Here is a 26,037-nt window from a genome sequence, read left to right on the forward strand (position 1 = left end):
ATACCTCAAGACAAAGGACACGCCAAAGCTAAACCGACGAATACAAGATCTGGAACAAACCTGGCCCCGGGCGCTACACCTGCAACCAGATCTGCGTCGCCACCTGTAATAAATACAGTGAAGCCCTCCCCCCAATAGGATCGCGCCATTTCCAACTGGGTAAGCACGAACCCCCTCAACATCAGTGAGCATCCGCGCTCTACAGCCTCAACAGTGCTTCGTCCCGGCGCTTGGCTTGTCAGCGCACGCTCAGCAGCGACATCGTCATAGCGAATTTTTCGAGTATGGGTACGCAACTGGTTGCGCATCAACGGCATACCAGGACAAATGAAACCACCAAGATGATCCCCATCTATCGCGATAAAGTCAGCTGTCACTGCCGTACCAAAGTCCAACACGAGGCATGGACCTTTAGCCAGACGGAAAGCACCCAGCATCGCCAACCAGCGATCCAGACCTAGACGCTCGTAATCTTCGTAACCGTTTCTAACACCTGACATTTCACGAGCAGGTTTCGCACAGATAACTGAAACACCAAAGTCTCGCTCAAGCATCTCAATTAAGGCACTAGTCTCCGCAGCAGTACGAACACTCACCATGCGACAACTTCTTAGCGACAGCCCGCTCAGCTTGCACAAGCTTTCGCAAAGCGCCAGGTCCGAATCAACCACTCCCTCCGCGATCAACACAACCTCAGCACCACTTAGCACTCGCCACTTTATGAAGCTGTTTCCGCAGTCGAGCTCAAGAATCATCGCGTAACCTCAGACTGAGCTCGCCGCCACTGAAGACCTTTTCCACGCCATTCACCTTTAATCGCAGCGCACCCTGGTTATCAATTCCGAGCACTACTCCATCTATTTGACTGACACCAGCAATCAAGGACACCGATCGCTCTTGCCACAAATGATTTTCTTCCCATTCAGCCTGAAGAACCGAGAAACCATCTATTTGTTGACGCTGTATGTATGCCAGCAATTGCTCGCCCAACTCGGCCACTAGAATATTGCGATCACAGCTTTTACCGGTCTCAAGCCGCATGGACGTCCATTGCTGATCAACCTCTTCTGCAACCTGCATATTCACGTTAACGCCTATACCCAGAACCACGTGACAGACATCCGCCGGATCTCCAACCAGTTCTAACAGGATGCCGGCAATCTTCTTATTGCCAACCAGAACATCATTGGGCCACTTCAAACCAGCGCCAGTCACACCCAGCTTTCGTAGGGTTTGCAAGACTGCCAGCCCAACGACAAGGCTGAGCCCCTCAAGCTGGCGCACACCTCCATCAATCCGCAGAACAAGACTGAAATAAAGGTTTTCGGCAAACGGGCTAACCCACTTGCGCCCCCTGCGCCCACGCCCGGAGGTCTGCCTCTCGGCAAGCACCAAAAATGGGGCCTCTTGCCCTAAGCCAATGGCGCGCAACGCCTCAGCATTAGTGGAGTCGGTAGTGTCCAGGACCGTGATTGGCCAGACTGCTTTCATTCCTGCCATTTTAAGAGGATCGAGCAACATCAGCGGAGCAGATAGCTGATAGCCACGCCCCCGAACTTTGTGGATGGATAGCCCAAGCTCAGCCTCGAGGTGCTGAAGCTGCTTCCATACCGCACTTCGACTAATTCCCAAGGCAGCGCCAAGGTCCTGACCAGAATGAAACCGTCCATCCTTCAGAAGATTCAACAACGTCAGCATGCAAGTCTCGCCTCACAATGAGGCCCGAATGATAGCTATGCCCCGGGCCGTTGCATAGAAATCAAGCAGGTACATTTCCTGCGGGCAAAACAAAACCCCAACTGCTTTCGCAATTGGGGTTTCGGAATTTAATCTTGACGATGACCTACTCTCACATGGGGAAACCCCACACTACCATCGGCGATGCATCGTTTCACTACTGAGTTCGGGATGGGATCAGGTGGTTCCAACGCTCTATGGTCGTCAAGAAATTCGGGGACTGAGTCGTGGCCAGATGGCCTCGCTTCAGCAAATTGGGTATGTGATAGCTTTCGGTGTTTGTGAACATCGAACTTTCGGTTCGTTTCGTCTTCACACACCGCAATCTGATGCTCTTTCGAGTAATCAAATTGCTTGGGTGTTATATGGTCAAGCCTCACGGGCAATTAGTATTGGTTAGCTCAACGCCTCACAGCGCTTACACACCCAACCTATCAACGTCGTAGTCTTCGACGGCCCTTCAGGGAACTCAAGGTTCCAGTGAGATCTCATCTTGAGGCAAGTTTCCCGCTTAGATGCTTTCAGCGGTTATCTTTCCCGAACATAGCTACCCGGCAATGCCACTGGCGTGACAACCGGAACACCAGAGGTTCGTCCACTCCGGTCCTCTCGTACTAGGAGCAGCCCCTCTCAAATCTCAAACGTCCACGGCAGATAGGGACCGAACTGTCTCACGACGTTCTAAACCCAGCTCGCGTACCACTTTAAATGGCGAACAGCCATACCCTTGGGACCGGCTTCAGCCCCAGGATGTGATGAGCCGACATCGAGGTGCCAAACACCGCCGTCGATATGAACTCTTGGGCGGTATCAGCCTGTTATCCCCGGAGTACCTTTTATCCGTTGAGCGATGGCCCTTCCATACAGAACCACCGGATCACTAAGACCTACTTTCGTACCTGCTCGACGTGTCTGTCTCGCAGTCAAGCGCGCTTTTGCCTTTATACTCTACGACCGATTTCCGACCGGTCTGAGCGCACCTTCGTACTCCTCCGTTACTCTTTAGGAGGAGACCGCCCCAGTCAAACTACCCACCATACACTGTCCTCGATCCGGATAACGGACCTGAGTTAGAACCTCAAAGTTGCCAGGGTGGTATTTCAAGGTTGGCTCCACGCGAACTGGCGTCCACGCTTCAAAGCCTCCCACCTATCCTACACAAGCAAATTCAAAGTCCAGTGCAAAGCTATAGTAAAGGTTCACGGGGTCTTTCCGTCTAGCCGCGGATACACTGCATCTTCACAGCGATTTCAATTTCACTGAGTCTCGGGTGGAGACAGCGCCGCCATCGTTACGCCATTCGTGCAGGTCGGAACTTACCCGACAAGGAATTTCGCTACCTTAGGACCGTTATAGTTACGGCCGCCGTTTACCGGGGCTTCGATCAAGAGCTTCGCGTTAGCTAACCCCATCAATTAACCTTCCGGCACCGGGCAGGCGTCACACCCTATACGTCCACTTTCGTGTTTGCAGAGTGCTGTGTTTTTAATAAACAGTCGCAGCGGCCTGGTATCTTCGACCGGCATGAGCTTACGGAGCAAGTCCTTCACTCTCACCGGCGCACCTTCTCCCGAAGTTACGGTGCCATTTTGCCTAGTTCCTTCACCCGAGTTCTCTCAAGCGCCTTGGTATTCTCTACCCAACCACCTGTGTCGGTTTGGGGTACGGTTCCTGGTTACCTGAAGCTTAGAAGCTTTTCTTGGAAGCATGGCATCAACCACTTCGTCATCTAAAAGATAACTCGTCATCAGCTCTCGGCCTTAGAATCCCGGATTTACCTAAGATTCCAGCCTACCACCTTAAACTTGGACAACCAACGCCAAGCTGGCCTAGCCTTCTCCGTCCCTCCATCGCAATAACCAGAAGTACAGGAATATTAACCTGTTTTCCATCGACTACGCTTTTCAGCCTCGCCTTAGGGACCGACTAACCCTGCGTCGATTAACGTTGCGCAGGAAACCTTGGTCTTTCGGCGTGGGTGTTTTTCACACCCATTGTCGTTACTCATGTCAGCATTCGCACTTCTGATACCTCCAGCAAGCTTCTCAACTCACCTTCACAGGCTTACAGAACGCTCCTCTACCGCATCATCCTAAGATGATACCCGTAGCTTCGGTGTATGGTTTGAGCCCCGTTACATCTTCCGCGCAGGCCGACTCGACTAGTGAGCTATTACGCTTTCTTTAAAGGGTGGCTGCTTCTAAGCCAACCTCCTAGCTGTCTAAGCCTTCCCACATCGTTTCCCACTTAACCATAACTTTGGGACCTTAGCTGACGGTCTGGGTTGTTTCCCTTTTCACGACGGACGTTAGCACCCGCCGTGTGTCTCCCATGCTCGGCACTTGTAGGTATTCGGAGTTTGCATCGGTTTGGTAAGTCGGGATGACCCCCTAGCCGAAACAGTGCTCTACCCCCTACAGTGATACATGAGGCGCTACCTAAATAGCTTTCGAGGAGAACCAGCTATCTCCGAGCTTGATTAGCCTTTCACTCCGATCCACAGGTCATCCGCTAACTTTTCAACGGTAGTCGGTTCGGTCCTCCAGTTAGTGTTACCCAACCTTCAACCTGCCCATGGATAGATCGCCCGGTTTCGGGTCTATTCCCAGCGACTAGACGCCCTATTAAGACTCGCTTTCGCTACGCCTCCCCTATTCGGTTAAGCTCGCCACTGAAAATAAGTCGCTGACCCATTATACAAAAGGTACGCAGTCACAGAACAAAGTCTGCTCCCACTGCTTGTACGCATACGGTTTCAGGATCTATTTCACTCCCCTCTCCGGGGTTCTTTTCGCCTTTCCCTCACGGTACTAGTTCACTATCGGTCAGTCAGTAGTATTTAGCCTTGGAGGATGGTCCCCCCATATTCAGACAAAGTTTCTCGTGCTCCGTCCTACTCGATTTCATGACTAAGAGATTTTCGCGTACAGGGCTATCACCCACTATGGCCGCACTTTCCAGAGCGTTCCGCTAATCTCAAAGCCACTTAAGGGCTAGTCCCCGTTCGCTCGCCACTACTAAGGGAATCTCGGTTGATTTCTTTTCCTCAGGGTACTTAGATGTTTCAGTTCCCCTGGTTCGCCTCTTGCACCTATGTATTCAGTACAAGATAACCATCTTATGATGGCTGGGTTCCCCCATTCAGACATCTCCGGATCAAAGTCTGTTTGCCGACTCCCCGAAGCTTTTCGCAGGCTACCACGTCTTTCATCGCCTCTGACTGCCAAGGCATCCACCGTATGCGCTTCTTCACTTGACCATATAACCCCAAGCAATCTGGTTATACTGTGAAGACGACATTCGCCGAAAATTCGATAATACTCAATTCAGAGTAACTCACAAATTTCACCTTAGCCTGATCCGTTACCAGTGAAAGTAACGTTCAGTCTATCTTTCTATCACATACCCAAATTTTTAAAGAACGATCTAATCAAAGACTAGAAATCAACATTCACCATCTTTCAATGGAATGCTCATTTCTAAGCTTTCATACGTCAGAAGCAGTAGTGGTGGAGCCAAACGGGATCGAACCGTTGACCTCCTGCGTGCAAGGCAGGCGCTCTCCCAGCTGAGCTATGGCCCCGTATTTCTACAGGCGTTTCCCACACAAAATTGGTGGGTCTGGGCAGATTCGAACTGCCGACCTCACCCTTATCAGGGGTGCGCTCTAACCAACTGAGCTACAGACCCAATTTCGGGCTGCTTCTTATCGTCTTCTTCAATGAATCAAGCAATTCGTGTGGGAGCTCATGGAGCAGCTGATGTCGTCGATTAAGGAGGTGATCCAGCCGCAGGTTCCCCTACGGCTACCTTGTTACGACTTCACCCCAGTCATGAATCACACCGTGGTAACCGTCCTCCCGAAGGTTAGACTAGCTACTTCTGGTGCAACCCACTCCCATGGTGTGACGGGCGGTGTGTACAAGGCCCGGGAACGTATTCACCGTGACATTCTGATTCACGATTACTAGCGATTCCGACTTCACGCAGTCGAGTTGCAGACTGCGATCCGGACTACGATCGGTTTTATGGGATTAGCTCCACCTCGCGGCTTGGCAACCCTTTGTACCGACCATTGTAGCACGTGTGTAGCCCAGGCCGTAAGGGCCATGATGACTTGACGTCATCCCCACCTTCCTCCGGTTTGTCACCGGCAGTCTCCTTAGAGTGCCCACCATTACGTGCTGGTAACTAAGGACAAGGGTTGCGCTCGTTACGGGACTTAACCCAACATCTCACGACACGAGCTGACGACAGCCATGCAGCACCTGTCTCAATGTTCCCGAAGGCACCAATCCATCTCTGGAAAGTTCATTGGATGTCAAGGCCTGGTAAGGTTCTTCGCGTTGCTTCGAATTAAACCACATGCTCCACCGCTTGTGCGGGCCCCCGTCAATTCATTTGAGTTTTAACCTTGCGGCCGTACTCCCCAGGCGGTCAACTTAATGCGTTAGCTGCGCCACTAAGAGCTCAAGGCTCCCAACGGCTAGTTGACATCGTTTACGGCGTGGACTACCAGGGTATCTAATCCTGTTTGCTCCCCACGCTTTCGCACCTCAGTGTCAGTATCAGTCCAGGTGGTCGCCTTCGCCACTGGTGTTCCTTCCTATATCTACGCATTTCACCGCTACACAGGAAATTCCACCACCCTCTACCATACTCTAGCTTGTCAGTTTTGAATGCAGTTCCCAGGTTGAGCCCGGGGATTTCACATCCAACTTAACAAACCACCTACGCGCGCTTTACGCCCAGTAATTCCGATTAACGCTTGCACCCTCTGTATTACCGCGGCTGCTGGCACAGAGTTAGCCGGTGCTTATTCTGTCGGTAACGTCAAAACACTAACGTATTAGGTTAATGCCCTTCCTCCCAACTTAAAGTGCTTTACAATCCGAAGACCTTCTTCACACACGCGGCATGGCTGGATCAGGCTTTCGCCCATTGTCCAATATTCCCCACTGCTGCCTCCCGTAGGAGTCTGGACCGTGTCTCAGTTCCAGTGTGACTGATCATCCTCTCAGACCAGTTACGGATCGTCGCCTTGGTGAGCCATTACCTCACCAACTAGCTAATCCGACCTAGGCTCATCTGATAGCGCAAGGCCCGAAGGTCCCCTGCTTTCTCCCGTAGGACGTATGCGGTATTAGCGTTCCTTTCGAAACGTTGTCCCCCACTACCAGGCAGATTCCTAGGCATTACTCACCCGTCCGCCGCTGAATTCAGGAGCAAGCTCCTGTCATCCGCTCGACTTGCATGTGTTAGGCCTGCCGCCAGCGTTCAATCTGAGCCATGATCAAACTCTTCAGTTCAAACATCTTTGGGTTTTTAAGAAACCCTAAACTTGGCTCAGCAATCGTTGGTTACATCTTTGATTTCTCGCGGAGTAACTTGTGATGCTGATAATCTTGTTGACTATCAGTCTGACTCCACAAGCACCCACACGAATTGCTTGATTCAGTTGTTAAAGAGCGGTTGGTTAAGATCTTTCATCTCAACCGAGGCGCGCATTCTACAGCAGCCTCATTTGCTGTCAAGTGATTATTTTCAGAAGTTTTCGAAGAATTCTTCAACAACTTCAACCACTTGCGCTTCCGATCTCTCGTTAGCGGGAGGCGAATTCTACAGCGTTACTCGCTGTTGTCAACACCTCTTTTTCTCCGCTTTCGACCGAGAAGATCGAACCGTTAAAAGAGCCAAACATCACCGCTCTTTCAACTCCTTCCAGGCTTCGATGAACTGAAGCGACCCACTCTCGAAACCTACTTAACTCATTGAATCTCAAGGAGTTTTCCGTTTCGACTGCGCCGGAAGTGGGGCGAATTATAGACGTCTGGAATCTGCCGTCAACCGTTAATTTCGACTTTATTCAGATTTCAGCGTGATACGCGCAAAAGCCTTCTTGCCAGCTTGGCAAACGTGAGTCGCACCCACTGCATATATAAAGGAGCGATCAACGACCTCACCATCTATACGCACACCGCCGGACGCCAGAAGATCACGCGCCGCTGCCGAGTTCTTCACCAGACCTGCCTTATTAAGGACGGCGGCAATCGGCATATCTTCAGCAGAAGCCAGTTCGATCTCCGGCAGATCATCCGGGAGCTCGCCATCCTTCATACGATTACCCGCCGCGCGGTGAGCGTTCGCTGCAGCCTCTTCGCCATGGAAGCGCGCAACGATCTCTTCAGCCAGCTTGATTTTCACATCACGCGGATTGGCGCCTGCTTCCACATCAGCACGCAACGCATTGATCTCGTCCATCGAGCGGAAGCTGAGCAATTCGAAGTAACGCCACATCAGCGCATCCGGAATCGATACGAGCTTGCTGTACATGACGCCCGGCGCCTCTTGAATGCCGACGTAGTTGCCCAACGACTTGGACATCTTCTTCACGCCATCGAGACCTTCGAGCAGAGGCATCGTCAGAATGCACTGAGCTTCCTGACCATAACCACGCTGCAGCTCACGCCCCATCAGCAAGTTGAACTTCTGATCGGTACCGCCCAACTCGACGTCCGCACGCAGAGCGACCGAGTCATATCCCTGAACCAGCGGATAGAGAAACTCGTGAATAGCGATTGGCTGGTTGGTGGTGTAACGCTTGTCGAAGTCATCGCGCTCAAGCATGCGCGCGACGGTGTACTGCGAAGTCAGACGAATGAAATCCGCCGGACCCATCTGATCCATCCAGGTGGAGTTGAAAGCAACTTCGGTTTTCGCCGGATCGAGAATCTTGAACACCTGAGTTTTATACGTCTCGGCGTTTTCCAGGACCTGCTCACGAGTCAACGGCGGACGAGTGGCACTCTTGCCGCTCGGATCACCGATCATCCCGGTGAAGTCCCCTATAAGGAAGATCACCTGATGCCCCAGCTCCTGGAACTGACGCAGCTTATTAATAAGCACGGTATGACCCAAGTGCAGATCCGGAGCGGTCGGATCAAAACCAGCCTTGATACGCAGCGGTTGGCCGCGCTTGAGCTTCTCGATCAGCTCGGACTCGACCAAAAGTTCTTCCGCACCACGTTTAATCAGCGCTAGCTGCTCTTCAACCGACTTCATAACAGACCCGCAAGGCTCAGATTCAAAGGGAACCAACCATACAAGATCGCGCACCAATTACAAGTTTTGCCCGGCGCACGGACACCAATCCACAGACGCGATGTCTGTAGACTTGCTTCAGAGATGATTTGGTTATATTTTATACAGTTATTTCATCTTCATCATGTCATTCATCTTTTCCAATTCATTACTTTTCAAAGTCAAAATTACCTATGACCACCGAACCGTCTAAAGCGCCACCGCTTTACCCGAAGACCCACCTGCTCGCTGCAAGTGGAATCGCCGCCCTTCTCAGCCTGGCGCTCCTGGTATTTCCTTCCAGTGATGTAGAAGCCAAAAAGACAACCCTGAGCCTTGAACTGGAAAATCCTGCTGAACAACTGACACAAGATCAAGACGCTGCAGACGCCGCTCAAGCCACAAATGAGCCTGTAGCCTCGCCGTTCGCCCAAATCGAAAACAGTGAAGAAAACACTCCGCAAACCGCTGAAGCCGCGCCCGCCCCGGCTCCGATCGCTGAAAAACCTAATGCCCCTGGGCATCGAGAAGTAGTTGTTGCAAAAGGCGATACGCTATCGACCCTGTTCGAAAAGGTCGGTTTGCCTGCAACCGCCGTGCATGAAGTTCTGGCCAGCGACAAACAAGCCAAACAGTTCAGCCAGCTCAAGCGCGGCCAGAAACTCGAGTTCGAACTCACCCCTGAAGGCCAACTGACAAGCCTGCACAGCAAAGTCAGCGACGTTGAAACCATCACCCTGACCAAGAATGACAAGGGCTTCGCCTTCAACCGGGTTACTACAAAACCTATCGTTCGCACCGCCTACGCTCACGGTGTAATCAATAGTTCGCTATCGCAATCCGCCGCTCGCGCCGGGCTTTCCCATAGCATGACCATGGACATGGCCAGTGTCTTCGGCTACGACGTCGACTTCGCTCAGGACATTCGCCAGGGCGATGAATTCGATGTGATCTACGAACAGAAAGTGGTTAACGGCAAGGCTGTCGGCACCGGCCCCATCCTGTCAGCACGCTTCACTAACCGCGGCAAGACCTACACCGCTGTGCGCTACACCAACAAACAGGGTAATAGCAGCTACTACACCGCCGATGGCAACAGCATGCGCAAGGCGTTCATCCGCACTCCGGTGGACTTCGCCCGCATCAGCTCCAAGTTCTCCATGGGCCGCAAGCACCCGATCCTGAACAAGATCCGCGCCCACAAAGGCGTCGACTACGCAGCCCCACGCGGCACGCCGATCAAGGCTGCCGGTGACGGTAAAGTGCTGCTGGCCGGCCGCCGCGGGGGCTACGGCAACACTGTCATCATTCAACACGGCAATACTTACCGTACGCTTTACGGCCACATGCAAGGCTTCGCCAAAGGTGTGAAGACCGGCGGCAGTGTCAAACAAGGCCAAGTGATCGGTTACATCGGCACGACTGGCCTGTCGACCGGCCCGCACTTGCACTATGAGTTCCAGGTCAATGGCGTTCACGTCGACCCACTGGGCCAGAAGCTGCCAATGGCCGATCCAATCGCCAAAGCCGAACGCGCCCGTTTCCTGGCGCAGAGCAAACCACTGATGGCACGTATGGACCAAGAGAAGGCCACCATGCTGGCTTCGAGCAAGCGATAAGCCATGGCTCTCTATATCGGGGTGATGTCCGGAACCAGTCTCGACGGGCTGGACATCGCCCTGATCGAGCAAACCTCGGCGATCAAACTGATCGCCACGCACTACATTCCCATGCCTGAATCCCTGCGCGCCGAGCTGCTTGGCTTGTGCGCAAGCGGCCCCGACGAGATCGCTCGCTCGGCGATTGCCCAGCAAGAGTGGGTAAGGCTCGCGGCACAGGGCATCGATGCCCTCCTCAGCCAGCAACAGCTCAAACCTGAAGCTATCCGTGCGATCGGCAGCCATGGCCAGACTATTCGCCACGAGCCAGCGCGCGGTTTTACCGTACAGATTGGTAACCCTGCCCTGCTGACAGAGCTGACGGGTATCACGGTGGTCAGTGACTTCCGCAGCCGCGATGTCGCTGCCGGCGGCCAAGGTGCGCCTCTGGTACCGGCCTTCCATGAAGCTTTGTTCGAAGAGCGTAGCGGTAATCAGGCGGTCTTGAATGTCGGCGGTTTCAGCAATCTGAGTCTGATTGAGCCGACCAAGCCTGTAGCCGGTTTCGACTGCGGGCCTGGGAATGTGCTGATGGACGCCTGGATTCAGCAGCAGCGTGGCGAGAATTATGACCGTAACGGCGATTGGGCTGCCTCCGGTACCGCTGAACCAGCGCTGCTGAAAGCATTGCTCAGCGATCCGTTCTTCGTGACCAAAGGCCCGAAAAGCACCGGCCGGGAAGTGTTCAACCTGCCTTGGCTGGAACGACACCTTGCAAGCCTGCAGGCGTACCCAGCTGAAAACGTACAGGCAACGTTACTCGAACTGACTGCGCTGACCATCATTGAGTCGCTGAAAAGCGCTCAATCGAATACCCGCGAACTGTTGGTCTGCGGTGGCGGCGCGCACAACGCGGCACTGATGAATCGTCTTGCCGAGTTGCTGCCAAACACGAAAGTCGCCAGCACTGCCACTCACGGTGTAGATCCTGACTGGGTAGAAGCCATGGCTTTCGCCTGGCTGGCTCATTGCTGCCTCGAAGGCATCGCCACCAACCGCCCGAGCGTCACCGGCGCCAAAGGCCTGCGTGTACTCGGCGCGATCTACCCCAACTGAGTAGATCGCCGGCCAATAAAAAACGCCGCAGAACCGTAAGGCTCTGCGGCGTTTTATTGTCTGCAGCGAAGTGCGATCAGATCGAAAACGACGAGCCGCAACCACACGTCGTGGAAGCATTCGGATTCTTGATCACGAAGCGCGAACCTTCCAGACCTTCCTGGTAGTCCACCTCCGCACCGGCCAGGTACTGGAAACTCATCGGATCAACCACCAGACTTACGCCTTCGCGCTCGACAATGGTGTCGTCCTCGGCAACATCTTCATCGAAGGTGAAACCGTATTGAAACCCTGAACAACCGCCGCCCGTAACAAATACGCGCAGCTTCAAGCGATCATTCCCCTCTTCATCGACCAGGCTCTTCACCTTGTGCGCAGCACCTTGGGTGAATTGCAAAGCCGTGGGGGTGAAGGATTCGACGCTCATGCTGACTATCTCCCGGCGTTACGCCGCCATAATGCGTGATGACGCGCATTATCCGCTTGTCCGAGAAAATCGGTCAACTATTGTTACGGTATATCAATAAACCCGACGAGCTGTTCAGAATGCAAAAAGGCCCGTTGAACGGGCCTTTTTGCTGTGCGAGTTAAAGTGTTACGGCAGCATACCTGCGTGAGAAAGACCGAAACGCTCATCCAGCCCGAACAGGATGTTCATGTTCTGCACCGCCTGCCCCGAGGCGCCTTTGACCAGATTGTCGATCACCGACAACACCACCACCAGATCGCCATCCTGTGGACGGTGAACTGCGATGCGACAGACGTTCGCGCCACGCACGCTACGGGTTTCCGGATGACTGCCAGCCGGCATGACATCAACGAACGGCTCGTTGGCGTAACGCTTTTCAAACAGTGCCTGAAGATCAACCGAGCGATCGACTACCGTCGCGTACAGCGTGGAGTGAATACCACGGATCATCGGAGTCAGGTGCGGCACGAAGGTCAGACCAACATCCTTGCCCGCTGCACGACGCAGACCCTGGCGAATTTCCGGCAGATGACGGTGACCTTTCACCGCATAAGCCTTCATGCTTTCCGACGTCTCGGAGTACAAAGAACCTACAGCCGCGCCGCGACCGGCACCGCTGACACCGGATTTGCAGTCGGCAATCAGACGCGAGGTGTCAGCCAGACCGGCTTCAAGCAGCGGCAGAAAACCCAATTGCGTAGCGGTCGGATAGCACCCCGGCACGGCGATCAAACGGGCTTTCCTGATTTGCTCACGATTGACTTCCGGCAGACCGTAGACCGCCTCATCCAGCAACTCTGGTGCACCGTGCGGCTGGCCGTACCACTTGGCCCACTCCTCAGCGTCTTGCAGACGGAAGTCTGCCGACAGATCAATGACCTTCGTGCCTGCCGCCAGCAACTCACCTGCCAGAGCGTGAGCGACACCGTGCGGCGTGGCGAAGAACACCACATCGCAAGCGCCGAGGGTTTTGATGTCCGGCACGCTGAAGGCCAGGCCGTCGTAATGACCGCGCAGGTTCGGGTACATATCAGCCACGGCCAGACCGGCCTCGGATCGGGAAGTGATGACTGCCACTTCTGCCTGCGGATGCTGTGCCAACAGACGCAGCAGTTCGACACCGGTGTAACCCGTGCCGCCGACGATACCGACCTTGACCATAAACCTGCCCTCTACGAACCCACTGGAAAGCCGTCGATAATAGGGGCCGCGCGCGCCTGCGACAACCGTCAAGGTGACGTGTGGACGCTCAAGCCTCTACTATCCAGACTACCGTGAACCTGGGAATAACTAAAAATGCTCTATCTGTGGATCAAAGCGTTTCATATCGTCAGTCTTGTGTGCTGGTTTGCCGGGCTGTTCTACCTGCCACGACTGTTCGTTTATCACGCACAGAGTGAAGACACGATCAGCAAAGAACGCTTCAGTGTCATGGAGCGCAAGCTCTATCGCGGCATCATGGGCCCGGCGATGATCGCCACGCTGATCTTCGGTGGCTGGCTGATCTACCTCAACCCGAGCATTTTCAGCATGGGTGGCTGGATTCACGCCAAGCTGACCCTTGTCGTCTTGCTGATCGGCTACCACCACATGTGCGGCGCGCAGGTAAAACGTTTTGCCCGTGGCGAGAACACCCGCAGCCATGTCTTTTATCGCTGGTTCAATGAAGTGCCGGTTCTGATGTTGATTGCTATCGTAATTCTGGTGGTGGTCAAGCCGTTCTAACTTCAACCGGTACAAATCTTTGGGGTGTTCATAATGTCGCTGCCCGCTCTGCTCGAACAACGTCTGCGCCTGCCTGTGGTGGCGGCGCCGATGTTTCTGATTTCCAATCCGGAACTGGTATTGGCCTGCTGTCGTAATGGCGTGGTCGGCAGCTTCCCGGCGCTGAACCAACGCGAAAGCAGCGGATTCAAAGCCTGGCTGGAACAGATCGAGGCGGGACTGGCGACGCTGGACAATCCGGCGCCGTATGCGGTGAACCTGATCGTTCACAACAGCAATCCGCGCTTGCAAGCGGATCTGGATATTTGCGTCGAACATAAAGTGCCCATCGTTATCACCAGCCTTGGCGCGGTGAAGGAGTTGGTCGACGCGGTACACAGTTACGGAGGCCTGGTCTTCCATGATGTCACCACTCGCCGCCATGCCGAGAAAGCCGCCGAAGCCGGCGTCGACGGTTTGATCGCCGTCGCGGCCGGCGCCGGGGGTCACGCAGGCACGTGGAGTCCATTTGCGCTGATCGCCGAGATTCGTCAGTTCTTCGACAAGACCTTGCTGCTTGCGGGATGTTTGAACCATGGCCACGAGATTCTGGCCGCTCAATTACTCGGTGCGGATTTGGCCTACTTCGGTACGCGATTTATCGGCACCACCGAAAGTCATGCGCCTGACGCTTACAAAGAGATGCTGCTGACAGCCAAAGCAGCCGACATCATTCATACTCCAGCGGTGTCGGGGGTGCCGGCCAGCTTCATGCGCCAAAGCCTTGAGGCCGCGGGTTTCGACCTGGCGACGCTGCAAGGCAAAGGCGAAGTCAATTTCGGCGAAAAGCTCAAGCCGATCAGCGATGAAGCCAAAGCGTGGAAGACTGTCTGGTCTGCCGGTCAGGGTGTTGGGCAGATTGATGATCTGCCCAGCGTGGATCAGTTGATCGCCCGCCTCGACACTGAATACCGGCAGGCTCAGGAACGTGCCGCGCAGTTGCCGCAACGCTGGCCGCGCTAAGAAAAAATCAGGCCAGTCGCTGGTGGACTGGCCTTACACTGACGACCTTTCAATCTATCGCGACAAGGATGCCTCGGCCATGAGCGACCCCCGTTACAAGATCGTTTTCGACGGAGCTCTACAGCCCGGTGTCGATATCACCACAGCCAAGCTGAATCTCGCAGATCTGTTCAAAAGCGAAGTGGCCAGCATTGAGCGGCTGTTCAATGGCAGCACCGTGGCACTCAAGCGCGATCTGTCTCACAGCGATGCGCAGACCTACCTGCAAGCATTGAACAAAACCGGGATCGACGCCCGGATCGAAGCCGAAACAGCCATCGAGCTGAACCTCTCGGACGTACGCGAGCAATCCGCTGCCGTGGCAGAACCCTCCTCGCCTTATGCGCCACCGCGGGCCAGCGTAGGTGAAACCTTCGCAGCGTTTGCACCGCTCAAACCGCTTGGTGTGGAAGGCCGGATCGGTCGCTTGCGCTTTCTGGCCTGGACGATGGTCGTGACGTTGGTAAGCCTGCCGATCATCAGCATTTTTGCGCTGATTGCCGTGGGGCTGGTCAGCGCCGAATCCACCAGCGGACTGATCATCGGCGGCATCGTCGCGCTCTTTCTGGGTTTGGCGCTCATCGTCATCAGCATTTTCTTCACCGTGCAACGCCTGCACGATATCGGTTGGTCCGGCTGGCTGTGGTTGCTGACCCTAGTCCCATTCGTGGGCAGCATCTTCCCTTTTGTAATCATGGTCGTGCCGGGCAATACCGGTGCCAACCGATACGGGCCACCACCTCCGCCCAACAACACAGCAGTCAAGGTTTTGAGTGCACTGTGGATCGTCTTTATCGGGTTGTTTTTCATGGGCGGGATACTCGGCGGAATTTCGGCCATCCAGCAGGAATACGAAACAAGCCTCGAAAGCAGCTACGACAGCGGCTCGGTGACCACCGATGAAGTCGAAGTCGAGGACGAGCCCGCAGCGAATTCCACCGACGATGCAGCCGAAGCGGCGCAGGCCCCTGTAGACTCTGCGCAAGAATGAACAGCGCTCCCCGCCGTGACACCCGCGTCGCTGGCGCGGAGCTGTTGCGAGGGAGAATTGCATGACCCGTTACGCTCTGATCACTGGCGCCTCCAGCGGCATCGGTCTGGCCATGGCCGAAGCGCTGGCCCGGCGCGGCCGCAGCCTGATTCTGGTGGCACGACAGCGTGATCAGCTGGAAAGTATTGCTATCGAACTGACCCAACGCTTCGGCGTCGAAGTCCTGTTCAGAGCCTGCGATCTGGGCGAACCGCTGCGCCTCTCCGGTTTCCTGCTGGAGCTGGAAGAAGGTGACCGGCAAATCGACCTGCTGGTGAACTGCGCCGGCATCGGTACTTGCGGCCCTTTCCTGGCTCAGGACTGGATGACCGAGCAGGACCTGATCGAAGTAAACATCCTCGCCCTCACCCGCCTGTGCCATGCGATTGGCAATAGCATGGCGCTGCAGGGTGGCGGACAGATTCTCAACGTTGCCTCCGTGGCGGCGTTCAATCCTGGCCCGTGGATGAGCACCTATTACGCCAGCAAGGCGTATGTGCTGCACTTCTCCGAAGCATTGCGGGTTGAGCTCAAACAAAGCGCGGTCAAGGTTTCGGTGCTCTGCCCAGGCCCGACCCGCACGGCTTTTTTCCGCACCGCGCAGTTGAACAGTGACAAACTCAAAGACAGCAAAATGCTGATGAGCCCCGAAGAAGTCGCGCTCTACACCGTTCGCGCGCTGGAGAAAAATCGCGCGATCATCATTCCGGGACGGCGCAATCGCTGGTTCGCGTTTTTACCGCGACTGGGTTCGCGCTGGCTGAACCGCACCATCGTCGGCATGGTCAACAAGGCCTACTGCCCGCGCTGATCTGTCCTACGGCAAAACACTGGGCGGGTTCAGTCCCCATGAGTACACTCAGACCAGCCCAAACAACGGAGAAAACAGCAGTGGATACTCTGTTCACCAAGATCATCAACCGGGAAATCCCGGCCAAGATCATCTACGAGGACGACCAGGTTCTGGCCTTCCACGACATCGCCCCTCAGGCTCCGGTGCATTTTCTGGTGATCCCGAAAAAACCGGTGCGCACCCTCAATGACCTGACCGAAGACGACAAGGCACTGGCCGGGCACATCCTGTTTACTGCGCAGCGCCTGGCACTGGAGCTGGGCTGTGAAGAGGGCTTCCGGGTCGTCATGAACTGCAATGAAAAGGGTGGGCAGACCGTCTACCATATTCATATGCACGTACTCGGACAACGCCAGATGAACTGGCCTCCGGGCTGATGTAACGCAAAAACTGTGGGAGCGATCTTGCTCGCAAAGGCGGAGTGTCAGGTGCTGATGCTTTGAATGTGCCGACCTTCGCGAGCAGGCCTGCTCCCACAAAAGCATGACCGCATGGCTAATGACCCAGCGCAAACCTTCTCCGGCCGATTCGGTTAAACTGGCCGCCGAGATTCTTCCCGGAGGTCAGCATGACTACCCAACGTCACTACTCGCCGATTGACCGTCTTCTGCTGCAGGCCGATGCCGCGATGCGTACCCTGCTGCCCTTCAGCGGCCAGCCGTACCGTCCGTCACCGGCGATTCTGCAGCCGGAAACCCAGATGAGCGATGAAAACACCCGCCATGTCGCCGGGCTGATGCGCATCAACCATACCGGCGAAGTCTGTGCCCAGGCGCTGTATCAGGGACAGGCGCTGACCGCCAAGCTGCCACAGGTGCGCAAGGCCATGGAGCACGCAGCCGAAGAGGAAATCGATCATCTGGTCTGGTGCGAACAACGCATTCACCAGTTGGGCAGTCATACCAGCGTGCTCAATCCGCTGTTCTATGGCATGTCGTTCGGGATTGGCGCTGTGGCCGGTCTGATCAGCGACAAGGTCAGCCTCGGGTTTGTTGCGGCGACCGAGCATCAGGTATGCAAGCACTTGAACGAGCACCTGGAGCAACTGCCAGTCGAGGACGAGAAGTCTCGGGCGATTCTCGAGCAGATGCGCATTGATGAAGAGCATCATGCCGAGAGTGCGCTCGATGCGGGTGGTTTCCGGTTTCCGGCACCAGTGAAGTTCGGGATGAGTCTGTTGGCCAAGGTGATGACCAAGAGTACTTATCGGATCTGAAGTTTGAATCGTCAGACAGGGACTTGTCGTTGGCAAGCCAGCTGCCACAAAGATCCTGTGATGGAATGAAAAAGGCGACCGAAAGGTCGCCTTTTTTTGTGCCTGAAACTCTTACGCTGGCATGTTGCGCGCGTAAAAGATTTCCAGCATCTCGTGTTTCACACGATCAGTCACTTGGGCACGTTGCTCAGACGACAGGCTGCTGGTGGCGTCGCCGAACAGGTAGTTGTCCAGTTCGAAGTTCTTCAGCAGCATTTTGGTGTGGAACAGGTTTTCCTGATACACGTTCACGTCGGTCATCTGGTACGCGTCGCGGGTGTCTTCGGAAAGGTAGTTCTGGATCGAGTTGATCTCGTGGTCGATGAAGTGCTTGTTGCCTTCAACGTCACGGGTGAAGCCGCGCACACGGTAATCCACGGTCACGATGTCCGAATCGAACTGGTGAATGAGGAAATTGAGCGCTTTAAGCGGTGAAATGACACCACAGGTCGACACATCAATGTCTACACGGAAAGTCGCAATACCGGCGTCCGGATGGATTTCCGGGTAGGTATGCACCGTGATGTGACTCTTGTCGAGGTGGGCCAGGATAATTTCGGGCAATGGACCTGGCGACTCTTCGATCTGGCTTTCAGTCGGGGTCACCGGCTCTTCCGAGATCAGAATCGTGACGCTGGCACCCTGAGGCTCATAGTTCTGACTCGCAATGTTCAGAATGTTGGCACCAATGATTTCTACAACTTCCGTGAGGATCTGCGTCAGACGTTCTGCGTTGTACTCTTGATTGATGTACTCGACGTACGCCTGCTGGTCTTGCGGGGTTTCCGCGTAGCAGATGTCATAGATGTTGAAGCTCAAGGTCTTTGTCAGGTTATTGAACCCGTGGAGCTTGAGTTTGCTTTTCACCGTTAAAAACTCTCTATGTATGCGGCACAGCCGCGTGATCAAGCATGCCCGTCAAATGCGAACAACGCACCTGCGTAGGACGGTTAACACCTCTTCGCGATGGCGATTTTGGTTATCTGTTCAGGCGGATGACCCGTCGGCTGACCGATCACTGCCCTGAAAAAAGTGGCGCATTATGCAGACGTCAGCGGGGGATCGCCAGAGTCTGCACTGCTTTTATGATAGTTGAATGTCGCTTCAACCCAGTTCGACGATTTCGTAATCGTGGGTGATCGCCACACCGGCTGCGCCAAGCATGATCGAAGCCGAGCAATACTTCTCGGCAGACAGTTCGATGGCGCGTTTGACCTGGGCTTCTTTCAGGCCACGGCCCTTGACCACGAAGTGCATGTGGATCTTGGTGAACACCTTCGGGTCTTCGGTCGCACGCTCGGCTTCGAGGAAGGCTTCACAGCTTTCAACGGCCTGACGGGACTTCTTCAGAATGCTGACCACGTCGAAGTTGCTGCAACCGCCGACACCCAGCAGGAGCATCTCCATCGGGCGAACACCCAGATTACGACCACCGGCGTCCGGCGGACCGTCCATGACCACGACATGACCGCTACCGGATTCGCCGAGGAACATGGCTTCGCCAGCCCATTGGATGCGTGCCTTCATCGCCCAGACTCCACTGTAAAAAAAGGGTCGCCAGCTTAGCACAGGGGATTGCCCTGACAGCGAGCAGCATTCCTAGGACGAATGCTCCAACCGTGTAGGTAATTTCTCGAATTTGCGACGAAGTGTCTGTTAAGCTGGCGCCAATTCGCTGGCGCCTATGCCAGCTGTGTAGCGACCGCCTTCAGCGCCTCCTAAAAAAATCAAACATCACCGTGCAGTCTTTTCGGGATACAACCATGGTTGCTATTACCCCCACACCCAAAATCAAGAACCTCGACAAGCTGCTGATGCATTGTCAGCGTCGTCGTCATGCCGCCAAGAGCAACATCATCTGCGCCGGCGACCGTTCGGATACGTTGTACTTCATCATCAAGGGATCGGTGACGATCCTGATCGAAGACGACGATGGTCGCGAGATGATCATCGCTTACCTGAACGCCGGGGACTTCTTCGGTGAACTGGGCCTGTTCGAGCAGGCTGGTCAGGAACAGCAACGCAGCGCCTGGGTGCGGGCCAAGGTTGAATGCGAAATTGCGGAAATCAGTTACGTGAAGTTCCGCGAGTTGTCGCAGCAAGATCCAGACATTCTTTACGTGCTCAGCGGACAAATCGCACAACGCTTGCGCAACACCACGCGCAAGGTCGGCGATCTGGCATTCTTTGACGTAACCGGTCGTGTCGCCCGTTGCCTGCTGGAACTGTGCAAACAGCCGGATGCGATGACCCATCCCGACGGCATGCAGATCAAGGTGACGCGTCAGGAAATCGGGCGGATTGTCGGCTGCTCGCGAGAGATGGTCGGTCGCGTGCTCAAGGATCTTGAGGAACGCAACCTGGTCGACGTGAAAGGCAAGACCATGGTGGTCTTCGGTACGCGGTAAGCTCGAAAATCAGGCGCTGTACATCTGCGCCAGCATCAATCGAAACAGCTCATCAAGACGCGCCAATGCCTGTGGCGCGTTGAATTTTTCATGCAGGGCAATGTGGCTTTGCGCACGTACCCGCTGCTCGAGGCCACAAGCTTCGTTGAAGCGATTGACCGCCGCCACCATCGATTCGCGCTCGTTATCCATCAACATCGCACCGTGCACCAAGCCTACAGGACGCTGCCCTCCCTGACTCTGACGCCAGCGTTGGGCCGTGCCGACCATTTTGCGGCCGTCGAGATTGACGTTGAAGCGACCGTCGCAGAACGCTCCTTCAATTTCGCCCAGCGACGACGTACCGCCCAACTCATCCAGCAACTGACAAATCGGATCGCAAAGACGCCGGTAGCCCGTTTCGATGCGATTGAGATCACCTTCGCTGCGCGGTGGTGCGTAGACCAGCGCGATGTTAATCGTCGAGGCTGATTGCGGGACAGGTTCACCGCCCGTCTCGCGAAGGAGTACTGGCCAGCCGGCTGCGGCGGAGACTTCGCAGGCGTGATCGAAACCGGGTAGACGATTGAGGCGGCGAGGCATGACCAGGGCGCGGTCAGTGGGCTGCCAGAATAGAAGGCCGAACTCTGAATCGCCGGCGCAGACTGAGGCGAGCAGGTCTTGTTCGGCCTGGAGGCCCGCTTCGATGGTCAGAGGGATTGGCAGCGACATGGAGGGCTCCGGCAGATTTGAATCTTCAGGGGTTTCAAGCGCCTCTTCGCGAGCAGGCTCGCTCCCACACTGGATTGCATTTCAATGTGGGAGCGAGCCTGCTCGCGAAAGGGTCGGCTCGGTCTGAAAGGTTCTCAGTCGAGCGTCGAACCGCTGATCGAACCACCTCGTTCCGGAAAAAACAGGCGCTGCAGTTCAGTGCCTGGACTTTCCGCACGCATAAATGCCTCGCCGACCAGGAACGCATAAACGTCGCTGATTTCCATCAACTCGACATCGGCACGATTGAGGATGCCGCTCTCGGTGATCACCAGACGATCGCGCGGAATACGCGGCAACAAATCGAGGGTGGTTTCCAGGCTGACGTCGAAGGTATGCAGGTTGCGGTTGTTGACGCCGACCAGTGGCGTGTCGAGTGTTTTCAACGCGCGCTCCAGTTCATCACCGTCGTGCACTTCCACCAGCACGTCGAGACCGACGCCTTTGGCCACCGCCGCCAGTTCGGCCATTTTCACATCGTCCAGCGCGGAGACGATCAGCAGCACACAGTCGGCACCCAGTGCACGGGCTTCGACGATCTGGTACGGATCGATCATGAAGTCCTTGCGGATCACCGGCAGCTTGCAGGCGGCGCGAGCCTGTTGCAGATAGGCGTCGGCGCCCTGAAAGTAATCGATGTCGGTCAGCACCGACAGACAGGTCGCCCCGCCCTTCTCGTAGCTTTTGGCGATGTCGGCGGGAACGAAATCTTCGCGAATCACGCCTTTACTCGGCGAAGCCTTCTTGATTTCGGCAATCACAGCCGGTTGTTTCTGCTTCGCCTGCGCCAGCAATGCCTGGGCAAAACCGCGTGGTGCATCGGCCGCCTTGGCCAGACTTTCCAGCTCGCTCAGGCTCACGCGGGCGCTACGCTCGGCGACTTCCTGAACTTTGCGGGCCAGAATGTTTTCCAGAACCGTCGGTACACTCATCCTTCATTCTCCACTCTGAATACCGCGGTAAAGGCACCCAACTCCTCGAGTTTCTCCCGAGCGAGGCCAGTATGCAGGGCGTCGTGCGCAAGCTCCACGCCCTGTTTCAAACTGCTGGCGACGTCGGCGGCGTAAAGCGCTGCACCGGCGTTGAGCACAATCATTTCAGCGGCTTTCTGGCCGTTTTCGGTTTTGCGCTTGCCAAGTGCATCGCGAATCAGCGCCAGCGACGCTTCCGGGCCGTCGACCGACAAGCCGTGCAGACTCTGGCTCTTCATGCCCAGATCTTCCGGCTCGACCCAATATTCGGTGATTTCGTTGTTTTTCAGCTCGGCGACAAACGTCGGCGCGGCGAGACTGAACTCGTCCAGACCGTCCTTCGAATGCACCACCAGCACATGCTTGCTGCCCAGACGCTGCAAAACTTCAGCCAATGGGCGGCAGAGCGCCGGGTTGAACACACCCACCACCTGATGCTTCACGCCGGCCGGATTCGTAAGCGGGCCGAGCATGTTGAACAGCGTACGCAGGCCGAGATCGCGGCGCGGGCCGGCGGCGTACTTCATGGCTTTGTGATGGGTCTGGGCAAACATGAAACCGATGCCGACGTTGTCGATGCAACGGGCGACTTGAACCGGCGTCAGGTTGAGATAGATACCGGCTGCTTCGAGCAAATCGGCGCTGCCGCTCTTGCCCGATACCGCGCGATTGCCGTGCTTGGCTACGGTGCAACCGGCAGCGGCAACCACAAAGGAAGAAGCGGTGGATACGTTGAAAATATTGGCGCCGTCACCACCGGTGCCAACCACGTCGACCACGCCGTCGAGTGTTTTCAGTTCGACTTGATCGGCCAGCTCACGCATGACCGATACGGCGCCGACGATTTCGTCGATGCTTTCGCTCTTCATGCGCATGGCCATCATGAACGCGCCGATCTGCGCGTCGGTGCATTGTCCAGTCATGATCTCGCGCATCACATCGCGCATTTCTTCGGTGCTGAGGTCGAGGTGCTCAACGATACGGCTCAGGGCTGTCTTGATATTCATGGGAAGTCCTTAGCGCGTGCCGCCGGTTTGTTTGAGGAAGTTGGCAAACAGTTCATGGCCCTGCTCAGTCAGGATCGACTCGGGGTGAAACTGTACGCCCTCAATGTTCAGGGTCTTGTGACGCAGGCCCATGATTTCGTCGACTGATCCGTCATCGTGTTGCGTCCACGCGGTCAGTTCCAGGCAATCGGGCAAAGTATCGTGCTTGACGATCAGGGAGTGGTAGCGGGTGACTGTCAACGGATGATTCAGACCGGCGAAAACGCCCTTGTCCTCGTGGAATACCGGACTAGTCTTACCGTGCATTACCTGACGCGCGCGCACCACGTCGCCGCCAAAGGCCTGGCCGATGGACTGGTGGCCGAGGCAGACGCCAAGAATCGGCAGTTTGCCAGCGAAGTGCTTGATAGCCTCGATGGAAATACCGGCTTCGGTCGGCGTGCAAGGACCGGGAGACACCACGATGCGCTCGGGGTTAAGCGCTTCGATTTCGGCGATGGTCAATTCGTCGTTGCGCACGACTTTGACTTCGGCACCCAGCTCGCCGAGGTATTGCACAACGTTGTAAGTAAAGGAGTCGTAGTTGTCGATCATCAGCAACATGGCGTTTCGAACCTCTTGAATTCTGACTTGAAGACAGCCTTCAGATGACTTGCCCGCAGGGCGCTGCACGATGTCGGACGCACAGGGGCGTCGGCAAAGCGGCAATTCAAACGAGCAAGGAAGGCAAAGCGATACAGATCCGGCCGAGCCGGCAGAAAAGATTCAGGCGCGCCAACGCCAACGGGCGTGTGCCTTGATGACTTGATCCAGAAGTTTGCTGGTGATCAACACGGGGAAGGTCTCGTTCATACGTTCGGGCACAGTAACTTAGCTGGGCGGAGCGTGCAATATGGCCGGGGCTTTGGTGGATAAATCCAGGGGAGGAATCGCGACCGATGGCAAAAGGCCGGAAGTTTTTGGTACTGTCGTTTTGTTCACCTACAACAATAAATAAACGGACTTGCTCATGATCAAACAGACGTTGTTTGTACCGATGGCCAGCTGCTTGCTCGCATTAGCCTGCGCCCAAGCGAATGCCGCGCCCAATCCTTATTCGAATTTCATTGTTTTCGGCGACAGCCTCAATGACGCCGGCACGTTTAGCGACAGCGGCGGCCCGGACGGCGCCACTCAGCGCTTCACCAACCGTACCGGCCCGGTGTATCTGGATGGCAGCGGCGAATTGCGCTCGCTCAACGCGACGCAGATTCTCGGCGGCAAACTGGGGTTCTCGCCGGATCAGACAGCGTCCTCGTCATCGGCAGTACGCGCGGACGAAGGCCTGGCCGATGGTAACAACTGGGCGGTAGGCGGCTATCGTACCGACCAGATTCTTGATTCGATCACCACGCAATCCGCCACCGGCGAACGCACTCGCGCCGGTTACCTGCCGTCGAACGGCTTTCGCGCCGATCCGAATGCGCTGTATTACCTGTCGGGGGGCGGCAATGACTTCCTTCAGGGACGCGTGACCAGCCTGCCTCAGGCCAGCGCTGCGGCGGATCGTCTGGCGAGCAGTGCGCAAACCCTGCAACAAGCCGGCGCCCGTTACATCATGGTATGGCTGCTGCCGGACATCGGCTTCACCCCGGCCTTCAATGGCTCTCCCCTGCAAGCGTTCACGTCCCAGCTCAGCAGTCAGTTCAACACCGAACTGGTGAGCCAGTTGCAGCGCGTCAACGCTAACGTGATTCCGCTGAACATTCCGGTGCTGCTCAAAGAGTCGTTTGCCAACCCGGGCCAGTTCGGTCTGGCCACCGACCAGAATCTCAGCGCCACCTGCTTCAGCGGTAGCGGCTGCACCGAGAATGCCCGGTACGGGATCAACAGTGCGACGCCAGACCCGACCAAGCTCATCTACAACGATGCAGTTCACCCCACCGAAGCTGGCCAGCGCCTGATCGCCGATTACGCTTACTCGTTGCTGGCTGCACCGTGGGAAGCGACCCTGTTGCCAGAGATGGCGCATGGCACCCTGCGCTCGCATCAGGATGAACTGCGCAACCAGTGGCTGGCCGACTGGGAAAACTGGCAAGGCGTTGGCCAATGGCGCGCGATTGTCGCTGGCGGCGGCCAACATCAGGACTTCGACAGCCAGGACAGCGGCGCCAGCGCCGACGGCAATGGCTACAACCTGAACATCGGTGGCAGCTACCGCCTCAACGACGCCTGGCGCGTTGGCCTGGCGGCCGGGTTCTACAACCAGAAACTCGAAGCTGGCGAGCACGATTCCGACTACAAGCTGAACACCTACATGGGCACCGCTTTCGCCCAGTACCAGCAGAATCGCTGGTGGGGTGACGCGGCCGTGACCGCCGGCCACCTGGATTACGACAGCCTCAAGCGTAAATTCCAGTTGGGGACGAACGAGCGCGGCGAGAAAGGCGACACCGACGGTTATGTCCTGGCTTTCAGCGGACGCGTGGGTTACGACATCGCGCCAGAGGCGAGCAGCCCATGGCACCTGTCCCCCTTCGTGAGTGCTGATTTCGCCAAGGTCGAGGTCGACGGCTATTCGGAGGACGGCGCTGACTCCACCGCGCTGACATTCGATGACCAGTCGCGCATCTCCCGGCGTCTCGGTCTGGGGATTCAGGGCAAATACCAGATCACTTCGCAAACTCAGGTGTTCGGCGAATTGGCTCACGAACGTGAGTACAACGATGACGCTCAGGATGTGACGATGAATCTCAACAGCCTGCCGGGCAACCAGTACACCCTGGAAGGCTACACCCCGCAGACCAACCTCAATCGCTTGAACCTGGGCGTGAGCCACAACCTCACCAAAGACCTGGCGCTACGTGCCAGCTACAACGTCCGCAAGGATGATGACTTTACCCAGCAAGGGATCAACGTCGGGGTGAGTCTGGACTTTTAAATCGCAGGCACAAAAAAGCGGCGCCCTCACAGGCGCCGCTTTTTTTATGGCTGAACACAAAACCCATGTGGTAGCGA

At 55.9% G+C, this 26,037-nt stretch carries 21 protein-coding genes, 2 tRNA genes and 3 rRNA genes; 10 read left to right on the forward strand and 16 right to left on the reverse strand.

What is annotated here, in order from left to right; translation table 11 throughout:
* Positions 1–5 precede the first annotated feature (5 nt).
* The 8 genes from AB4P97_RS20635 to tyrS all read right to left on the reverse strand — a co-directional run bounded on the left by AB4P97_RS20635 (position 6) and on the right by tyrS (position 8,799).
* Positions 6–755, reverse strand: coding sequence for a pantothenate kinase (locus AB4P97_RS20635; RefSeq protein WP_042561353.1), 750 nt, complete (start codon positions 753–755; stop codon positions 6–8).
* The gene (gene birA / locus AB4P97_RS20640) at positions 745–1,698 is read right to left on the reverse strand and encodes a bifunctional biotin--[acetyl-CoA-carboxylase] ligase/biotin operon repressor BirA (RefSeq protein WP_042561354.1); all 954 of its coding nucleotides are present in this window, start codon (positions 1,696–1,698) and stop codon (positions 745–747) included. The genes AB4P97_RS20635 and birA overlap by 11 nt, the downstream gene beginning before the upstream one ends.
* A gap of 132 nt (positions 1,699–1,830) precedes the next feature.
* A 5S ribosomal RNA gene (gene rrf, locus AB4P97_RS20645) occupies positions 1,831–1,946 on the reverse strand.
* Between the two features lie 156 nt (positions 1,947–2,102).
* Positions 2,103–4,996: ribosomal RNA gene (locus tag AB4P97_RS20650) — 23S ribosomal RNA — on the reverse strand.
* A 248-nt stretch (positions 4,997–5,244) separates the two neighbouring features.
* Positions 5,245–5,320, reverse strand: a tRNA-Ala gene (locus AB4P97_RS20655).
* 30 nt (positions 5,321–5,350) lie between these two features.
* Positions 5,351–5,427: transfer RNA gene (locus AB4P97_RS20660), tRNA-Ile, on the reverse strand.
* Between the two features lie 82 nt (positions 5,428–5,509).
* Positions 5,510–7,046 (reverse strand): 16S ribosomal RNA (locus AB4P97_RS20665).
* The 16S, 23S and 5S rRNA genes sit together here with 2 tRNA genes alongside, the layout of an rRNA operon.
* Before the next feature lie 553 nt (positions 7,047–7,599).
* A complete protein-coding gene (gene tyrS / locus AB4P97_RS20670; RefSeq protein ID WP_042561355.1) occupies positions 7,600–8,799 on the reverse strand; it encodes a tyrosine--tRNA ligase in 1,200 nt (399 codons plus the stop codon).
* Positions 8,800–9,011: 212 nt separating this feature from the next.
* On the opposite strand from tyrS, the gene AB4P97_RS20675 reads away from it, so the two are divergent.
* Together AB4P97_RS20675 and AB4P97_RS20680 are read left to right on the forward strand one after the other, a co-directional pair.
* A complete protein-coding gene (locus AB4P97_RS20675; RefSeq protein ID WP_042561356.1) occupies positions 9,012–10,436 on the forward strand; it encodes a peptidoglycan DD-metalloendopeptidase family protein in 1,425 nt (474 codons plus the stop codon).
* A 3-nt stretch (positions 10,437–10,439) separates the two neighbouring features.
* Entirely contained in the window at positions 10,440–11,531 is a 1,092-nt protein-coding gene (locus AB4P97_RS20680; RefSeq protein ID WP_042561357.1) for an anhydro-N-acetylmuramic acid kinase, read from the forward strand.
* Positions 11,532–11,607: 76 nt separating this feature from the next.
* On the opposite strand, the gene erpA is transcribed toward AB4P97_RS20680, so the two are convergent.
* Complete coding sequence (gene erpA, locus AB4P97_RS20685) at positions 11,608–11,958, reverse strand: iron-sulfur cluster insertion protein ErpA (protein WP_042561358.1); 351 nt, start codon at positions 11,956–11,958, stop codon at positions 11,608–11,610.
* A gap of 168 nt (positions 11,959–12,126) precedes the next feature.
* The gene (gene argC / locus AB4P97_RS20690; RefSeq protein WP_042561359.1) at positions 12,127–13,161 is read right to left on the reverse strand and encodes an N-acetyl-gamma-glutamyl-phosphate reductase; all 1,035 of its coding nucleotides are present in this window, start codon (positions 13,159–13,161) and stop codon (positions 12,127–12,129) included.
* A gap of 135 nt (positions 13,162–13,296) precedes the next feature.
* On the opposite strand from argC, the gene hemJ reads away from it, so the two are divergent.
* From hemJ to coq7, 6 genes are all read left to right on the forward strand, one after another.
* Positions 13,297–13,725 carry a protoporphyrinogen oxidase HemJ gene (hemJ, locus tag AB4P97_RS20695; protein ID WP_042561360.1) on the forward strand — a complete coding sequence of 143 codons (429 nt, stop codon included), beginning with the start codon at positions 13,297–13,299 and terminating at the stop codon, positions 13,723–13,725.
* 33 nt (positions 13,726–13,758) lie between these two features.
* Positions 13,759–14,727 carry a nitronate monooxygenase family protein gene (locus AB4P97_RS20700; RefSeq protein WP_042561361.1) on the forward strand — a complete coding sequence of 323 codons (969 nt, stop codon included), beginning with the start codon at positions 13,759–13,761 and terminating at the stop codon, positions 14,725–14,727.
* 79 nt (positions 14,728–14,806) lie between these two features.
* On the forward strand, positions 14,807–15,757 hold the full coding sequence (locus AB4P97_RS20705; protein WP_042562228.1) for a DUF805 domain-containing protein: 951 nt from the start codon (positions 14,807–14,809) through the stop codon (positions 15,755–15,757).
* A gap of 61 nt (positions 15,758–15,818) precedes the next feature.
* The gene (locus AB4P97_RS20710) at positions 15,819–16,607 is read left to right on the forward strand and encodes an SDR family oxidoreductase (protein WP_042561362.1); all 789 of its coding nucleotides are present in this window, start codon (positions 15,819–15,821) and stop codon (positions 16,605–16,607) included.
* 80 nt (positions 16,608–16,687) lie between these two features.
* Positions 16,688–17,026 carry a histidine triad nucleotide-binding protein gene (locus AB4P97_RS20715; protein ID WP_003228789.1) on the forward strand — a complete coding sequence of 113 codons (339 nt, stop codon included), beginning with the start codon at positions 16,688–16,690 and terminating at the stop codon, positions 17,024–17,026.
* A gap of 191 nt (positions 17,027–17,217) precedes the next feature.
* Entirely contained in the window at positions 17,218–17,865 is a 648-nt protein-coding gene (gene coq7 / locus AB4P97_RS20720) for a 2-polyprenyl-3-methyl-6-methoxy-1,4-benzoquinone monooxygenase (RefSeq protein ID WP_042561363.1), read from the forward strand.
* 111 nt (positions 17,866–17,976) lie between these two features.
* Here coq7 and speD read toward each other — a convergent pair whose 3' ends face one another.
* Together speD and AB4P97_RS20730 are read right to left on the reverse strand one after the other, a co-directional pair.
* On the reverse strand, positions 17,977–18,771 hold the full coding sequence (gene speD, locus AB4P97_RS20725; RefSeq protein ID WP_042561364.1) for an adenosylmethionine decarboxylase: 795 nt from the start codon (positions 18,769–18,771) through the stop codon (positions 17,977–17,979).
* A gap of 237 nt (positions 18,772–19,008) precedes the next feature.
* Positions 19,009–19,431 carry an OsmC family protein gene (locus tag AB4P97_RS20730; RefSeq protein ID WP_003228794.1) on the reverse strand — a complete coding sequence of 141 codons (423 nt, stop codon included), beginning with the start codon at positions 19,429–19,431 and terminating at the stop codon, positions 19,009–19,011.
* A 236-nt stretch (positions 19,432–19,667) separates the two neighbouring features.
* Between AB4P97_RS20730 and crp the strand changes: the two genes are divergently transcribed.
* Positions 19,668–20,312 (forward strand): cAMP-activated global transcriptional regulator CRP, encoded by a 645-nt coding sequence (gene crp, locus AB4P97_RS20735; RefSeq protein WP_007966430.1) that lies wholly within the window; start codon positions 19,668–19,670, stop codon positions 20,310–20,312.
* A gap of 9 nt (positions 20,313–20,321) precedes the next feature.
* Here the strand turns inward: crp and AB4P97_RS20740 are convergent, their stop codons facing one another.
* From AB4P97_RS20740 to AB4P97_RS20755, 4 genes are all read right to left on the reverse strand, one after another.
* Positions 20,322–21,023 carry a lipoate--protein ligase family protein gene (locus AB4P97_RS20740; protein ID WP_042561365.1) on the reverse strand — a complete coding sequence of 234 codons (702 nt, stop codon included), beginning with the start codon at positions 21,021–21,023 and terminating at the stop codon, positions 20,322–20,324.
* A 134-nt stretch (positions 21,024–21,157) separates the two neighbouring features.
* A complete protein-coding gene (gene trpC / locus AB4P97_RS20745) occupies positions 21,158–21,994 on the reverse strand; it encodes an indole-3-glycerol phosphate synthase TrpC (RefSeq protein ID WP_042561366.1) in 837 nt (278 codons plus the stop codon).
* On the reverse strand, positions 21,991–23,040 hold the full coding sequence (trpD, locus tag AB4P97_RS20750; RefSeq protein ID WP_042561367.1) for an anthranilate phosphoribosyltransferase: 1,050 nt from the start codon (positions 23,038–23,040) through the stop codon (positions 21,991–21,993). The genes trpC and trpD overlap by 4 nt, the downstream gene beginning before the upstream one ends.
* Positions 23,041–23,049: 9 nt before the next feature.
* On the reverse strand, positions 23,050–23,643 hold the full coding sequence (locus AB4P97_RS20755) for an aminodeoxychorismate/anthranilate synthase component II (RefSeq protein WP_025113531.1): 594 nt from the start codon (positions 23,641–23,643) through the stop codon (positions 23,050–23,052).
* A gap of 406 nt (positions 23,644–24,049) precedes the next feature.
* On the opposite strand from AB4P97_RS20755, the gene estP reads away from it, so the two are divergent.
* Entirely contained in the window at positions 24,050–25,960 is a 1,911-nt protein-coding gene (gene estP / locus AB4P97_RS20760) for an esterase EstP (RefSeq protein WP_042561368.1), read from the forward strand.
* Positions 25,961–26,037 lie beyond the last annotated feature (77 nt).

This window comes from Pseudomonas sp. A1230, assembly GCF_044218825.1.
Lineage (GTDB): Bacteria > Pseudomonadota > Gammaproteobacteria > Pseudomonadales > Pseudomonadaceae > Aquipseudomonas > Aquipseudomonas iridis.

Excerpts from the sequence above, each read along its gene's own strand:
- AB4P97_RS20635 (WP_042561353.1), bottom strand. The coding sequence starts at position 755 with ATGATTCTTGAGCTCGACTGCGGAAACAGCTTCATAAAGTGGCGAGTG.
- birA (WP_042561354.1), bottom strand. The coding sequence starts at position 1,698 with ATGCTGACGTTGTTGAATCTTCTGAAGGATGGACGGTTTCATTCTGGT.
- tyrS (WP_042561355.1), bottom strand. The coding sequence starts at position 8,799 with ATGAAGTCGGTTGAAGAGCAGCTAGCGCTGATTAAACGTGGTGCGGAA.
- AB4P97_RS20675 (WP_042561356.1), top strand. The coding sequence starts at position 9,012 with ATGACCACCGAACCGTCTAAAGCGCCACCGCTTTACCCGAAGACCCAC.
- AB4P97_RS20680 (WP_042561357.1), top strand. The coding sequence starts at position 10,440 with ATGGCTCTCTATATCGGGGTGATGTCCGGAACCAGTCTCGACGGGCTG.
- erpA (WP_042561358.1), bottom strand. The coding sequence starts at position 11,958 with ATGAGCGTCGAATCCTTCACCCCCACGGCTTTGCAATTCACCCAAGGT.
- argC (WP_042561359.1), bottom strand. The coding sequence starts at position 13,161 with ATGGTCAAGGTCGGTATCGTCGGCGGCACGGGTTACACCGGTGTCGAA.
- hemJ (WP_042561360.1), top strand. The coding sequence starts at position 13,297 with ATGCTCTATCTGTGGATCAAAGCGTTTCATATCGTCAGTCTTGTGTGC.
- AB4P97_RS20700 (WP_042561361.1), top strand. The coding sequence starts at position 13,759 with ATGTCGCTGCCCGCTCTGCTCGAACAACGTCTGCGCCTGCCTGTGGTG.
- AB4P97_RS20705 (WP_042562228.1), top strand. The coding sequence starts at position 14,807 with ATGAGCGACCCCCGTTACAAGATCGTTTTCGACGGAGCTCTACAGCCC.
- AB4P97_RS20710 (WP_042561362.1), top strand. The coding sequence starts at position 15,819 with ATGACCCGTTACGCTCTGATCACTGGCGCCTCCAGCGGCATCGGTCTG.
- coq7 (WP_042561363.1), top strand. The coding sequence starts at position 17,218 with ATGACTACCCAACGTCACTACTCGCCGATTGACCGTCTTCTGCTGCAG.
- AB4P97_RS20730 (WP_003228794.1), bottom strand. The coding sequence starts at position 19,431 with ATGAAGGCACGCATCCAATGGGCTGGCGAAGCCATGTTCCTCGGCGAA.
- crp (WP_007966430.1), top strand. The coding sequence starts at position 19,668 with ATGGTTGCTATTACCCCCACACCCAAAATCAAGAACCTCGACAAGCTG.
- AB4P97_RS20740 (WP_042561365.1), bottom strand. The coding sequence starts at position 21,023 with ATGTCGCTGCCAATCCCTCTGACCATCGAAGCGGGCCTCCAGGCCGAA.
- trpC (WP_042561366.1), bottom strand. The coding sequence starts at position 21,994 with ATGAGTGTACCGACGGTTCTGGAAAACATTCTGGCCCGCAAAGTTCAG.
- trpD (WP_042561367.1), bottom strand. The coding sequence starts at position 23,040 with ATGAATATCAAGACAGCCCTGAGCCGTATCGTTGAGCACCTCGACCTC.
- AB4P97_RS20755 (WP_025113531.1), bottom strand. The coding sequence starts at position 23,643 with ATGTTGCTGATGATCGACAACTACGACTCCTTTACTTACAACGTTGTG.
- estP (WP_042561368.1), top strand. The coding sequence starts at position 24,050 with ATGATCAAACAGACGTTGTTTGTACCGATGGCCAGCTGCTTGCTCGCA.